Source organism: Arachidicoccus sp. (genome assembly GCF_050436765.1).
In the GTDB taxonomy this organism is placed as follows: domain Bacteria; phylum Bacteroidota; class Bacteroidia; order Chitinophagales; family Chitinophagaceae; genus Arachidicoccus.
Genome location: NZ_JBNQGD010000232.1, coordinates 1 through 4,003 on the forward strand (window position 1 = coordinate 1; position 4,003 = coordinate 4,003).

At 36.8% G+C, this 4,003-nt stretch carries 3 protein-coding genes; all 3 read left to right on the forward strand.

What is annotated here, in order from left to right:
* Window positions 1-756, forward strand: a 756-nt coding sequence (locus ACQR30_RS10205; protein WP_429734672.1) for a fasciclin domain-containing protein, incomplete at its 5' end; no start/stop codon positions are given.
* A 44-nt stretch (window positions 757-800) separates the two neighbouring features.
* Window positions 801-2,444, forward strand: coding sequence for a delta-60 repeat domain-containing protein (locus tag ACQR30_RS10210; RefSeq protein ID WP_429734675.1), 1,644 nt, complete (start codon window positions 801-803; stop codon window positions 2,442-2,444).
* Window positions 2,445-2,498: 54 nt separating this feature from the next.
* Window positions 2,499-4,003, forward strand: a 1,505-nt coding sequence (locus tag ACQR30_RS10215; RefSeq protein ID WP_429734677.1) for a LamG-like jellyroll fold domain-containing protein, incomplete at its 3' end; no start/stop codon positions are given.

Sequence of the window (4,003 nt, forward strand, 5' to 3'; positions counted from 1 at the left end):
ATTAGAAAACAGGATTTAATAAACGATAATAAAATGAAAAGAGGACTTAATAAATTGATATTTGTAACAGCAGTTTTTGCGTTGATACTCAGCATATTTGTAAGTTGCAAAAAAGATAAATATTATTATGATTCGGGTGTTATCGATCCACATTATAGTGGTACGATAATGCAATATCTCGAATCTAAACCATTACAATTTGATACACTGGTTCAAATCATAAAACTGGCAAATTTATATGATACTTTAAATACGCATACGCTTACACTTTTTGCTCCTGGAGATTCGAGTATTAGTAGAACTATTCATTATTTAGACAATTATCTACAATCATCAGGGAAGCCAATTATTACCAATTTAGATCAAATTAAACCCGAAATATGGCATAAATATTTGGCAATGTATATTTTTAAAGACAAGAAACTACTGGCCGATTATCCGCAGGTAGATTTTCAAAATTTAGCGGCTTTCCCGGGTGGTTACTTTAATTCTCTGGACGGGCAGTTAATGAATATCGGAGTCGTTTATAATTCCTCGGCCGGGGTTGCCTATCAAGGGTATAGGCAGTTGTATCTCAATTATTTTCCTGACCTCTCTGTTCCTTATGCCGGCTTGATTACAGATGCAGTAGCCTCTTCAGATATTCAGCCTACCAATGGAGTGATACATGCATTACAATTTCCAAATAATTATTTTGGTTATGATCCGGATAATTTTGCTATAGATGCGTATAAAGCGGGAATAGATTCCCTATAAAATTGAGTGAAAAAAGTTTTTATAAAATAATATATAATTTAAATATGTGTAGAAAATATTTTTATAGAAATGTAGGCATACTTGTAACATTATTGGTATGGAGTGCCGGAATTTCTTGTAAAAAAACAGAATCTTTGGTGGGCTCGCCTTATGGTGCACCTGTACAGCAGCCTATACAATTCTTAGATGCAAAGCCTTCAGAAACTTCTGGGTATCCGGGAGATGAAGTTATTTTTAAAGTTACAGGTCTGAAAAAACAATCAGGTTTTCAAGTTTTCTTCAATCAAATTCTTGTTCAACCGGTTAGTTATACGGACAGTCTTCTTACAATAGTTATTCCACAAAATGCGAGCTCTGGAGCTGTTTCTGTCACATTAGAAGATGGGCGAAACTTTTTTGGGCCACTCTTTACGGTTAAGGGAGATGTATCGGTAGATCCAAGTTTTTCAACGGGATCCGGGGTACATGGAACGGTCTATGGATTTGTGAGGACTGGAGCAAACTCAAACTATTTAATCTATGGAAGTTTCGATAACTATAACAATACGGCCACTGCTACCAAATTTGTAAATAATGTGGAATATATTAATGGTACCGGTGGCGTGCAAAGTAATAATCAAGGATTGGGTGCATCTGGTGCAGTTTATTCAGCATTATTGGATGGTAGTAAGTTTATAATTGGAGGTAGTTTCTCTCAATATGCTAATAGACTAAACATCAATAATATAACACATATTAATAGTGATATTTCTCTTGACACTACAACGATTTCAGTTCCCGATTTTGTAAATCCTGATCCAATTAATAATCCGTTAGCCAGCATAGATACTATACCGCGATTCAATGGTGGTTTTACTTCCGTAAATAGAGGAGGTACTCCGGTTATAAAATTATTTAAATCAAGCGATGGGGGAGTATTGGTAGTCGGTAATTTTAATAATTATGATAGTATTTATTATCCCAGGTCCACATCCTCACTTAAAGTACAAGATTTGACCACAATGGTCAACGTTGCAAAAATTTCCACATTGGGAAGTTTGGATCTCTCTTACAATTTTGATGCAGTTACACATAGTAGCGGAGTGGGCGCTAATGGTTACGTAAATGATGCCATTAAATTAGATAATGACCATATTATTATGGTCGGCAGTTTTAGTAGTTATAACGGGCAAAATGTTGGAAGAATTGTAGCTATTGATGAAAATGGCCAGCCGGATTACAGCTTTAACACCGGATCGGGCGCAGATGATGCTATACAAAGTATTACCTTTTGTAGCGCTACACAAAAGATTTTGATTACAGGCTTATTTACGCATTTCAATGGTGTAGCATGTAACGGCCTTGTTATGTTAAACACTGATGGGACTTTGGATAATAGTTTCGCCTCAAAAGTTGTAACAGGGGGAGTTATCAACTATGCGGGGCAATTAGCTAATGGTAAAATTATAATTTCCGGAAACTTTAAAACATATGACAATCTGGTTCGGCAAGGCTTTGTAATAACCAATCCAGATGGAACCTTGGCAGCAGGGTATAATAACATTGGTGCCTTTAGTGGAAGAATTTATGCTATAGACGATTTAGGAACCCTTTTTGGCATCAACTCAGTTATGCTTTTCGGTTCTATCACCGTATTTGATAGCCAGCAAGTAGGCGGGATAGTGAAGATCTCGTTAATAACCCAGTAATAGAAAGTAAAAATATTTGTTTAAGGCAGCGTTTAGGCCTATAAAAAAAAACTCATGAAAAAGAAATTGGTTAGTAAAATTTTTAATCTTGAAAAATTTGCGGTAGCAGTAATTGTTATGTGCTTAGGAATGGCAATTCCCACTGCCTGTAACAAGCCATTTACCAACATTGTACAAAACAGCCGTGACTCTAGTGGGTTATCTAATTATATTGATTCTTCGGTGGCAAATGGGGAAAATAGAAAAGTATTATATATCATTGTAGATGGGGCTACGGGCTCTGCTATCGAGAATATCACCCCGCCTAATATTTATAAACTCGCTTCCAGCAGTGTATATACCTTTAATGGCATTACAAGCAAAATACCCGCGGACTCAAGTTTGGAGGGAGATTGGACTTCCTTGCTTACTGGCGTTAGCCCTATAAAGAGCAAAGTATATAATTCTTTTGATAGTAGTCAAATTGCGCTGTATCCTACATTAATTTCTAGAATAAAAGCAATTCAGCCTAAAGCTCGTATCGTAACCTTTGGTGCGAGTCAGACTTTCTCGGATGAACTCACTACCGGTGCAGATATTTCTAAAACCTTTACTGCTGACGCTGCTGTTAGTGATGCAGTGGATCAAAATTTAACTCAAGATAGTGCAAAGTTGGTAATTGCTCAATTTAATGATCCTTATGCTGCCGGAATGCAATTTGGCTTTGATCCTGATATAGCACAATATAGAGATGCAATCATAAATACGGATAATTATATTGGAAAAGCAATCACCACTATTAAAAACAGGCCTAATTATAATAAGGAAGATTGGTTTATCATTATTGCCTCCACGGTAAGTGGTACAAACGCACTTCCTCCGGATGTAGGTATTGGCGGAGCTTTAGACTTTACGTATTATGGTCAACCGCAAAGAAATTCTTTTATTTTATTCAATGAATTGAATGGTCGATTTTCCCCCCGATATATTCAAAGACCAGGAAGTACTGCGGGTACTTCTCCTTACGACGTTACTGCTTTTAGGCTTGTTGGTAATTGGCAAAATTCATCAACTTCTCCTTCTCAACAGATACTTATCCCAGATCCGGCTAACAAGTATAGTTGCCCCTTTGGTGATAGTATGACAGTGGAAGCGAAAGTGAAGTTTAACAGCTTAAAGCAAGTAAATTATATGACTTTCTTTGGCAAAGCCACTTCTGGTATTGGTATTGGATGGGCTTTCTTTAGAACGCCTTCATCTTTCCCAAACATGAATTTTAGTGTAGGTAATGGAGCCATTAGAAAAGAAATTAGTATTAACGGTATTCAGGATACTAAATGGCATACAATTGCTGTTACGTTTAGATGGACAGCTAATAAGACTATTTTTGTTAGGGGATACTTAGACGGTGTGCTTACTGTATCACAGGAAAGTGGAGCTGATCCCGCTAAGATCCCAGCAGCCATTAACAATGCTGGTAATCCATTAATTTTAGGTTGGTTCAGCGGTCCAGGGGGGAGTGGTGTACCTACAAATCTAGATATGTATATTACTGATGTGCGGATATGGAATACGGAATT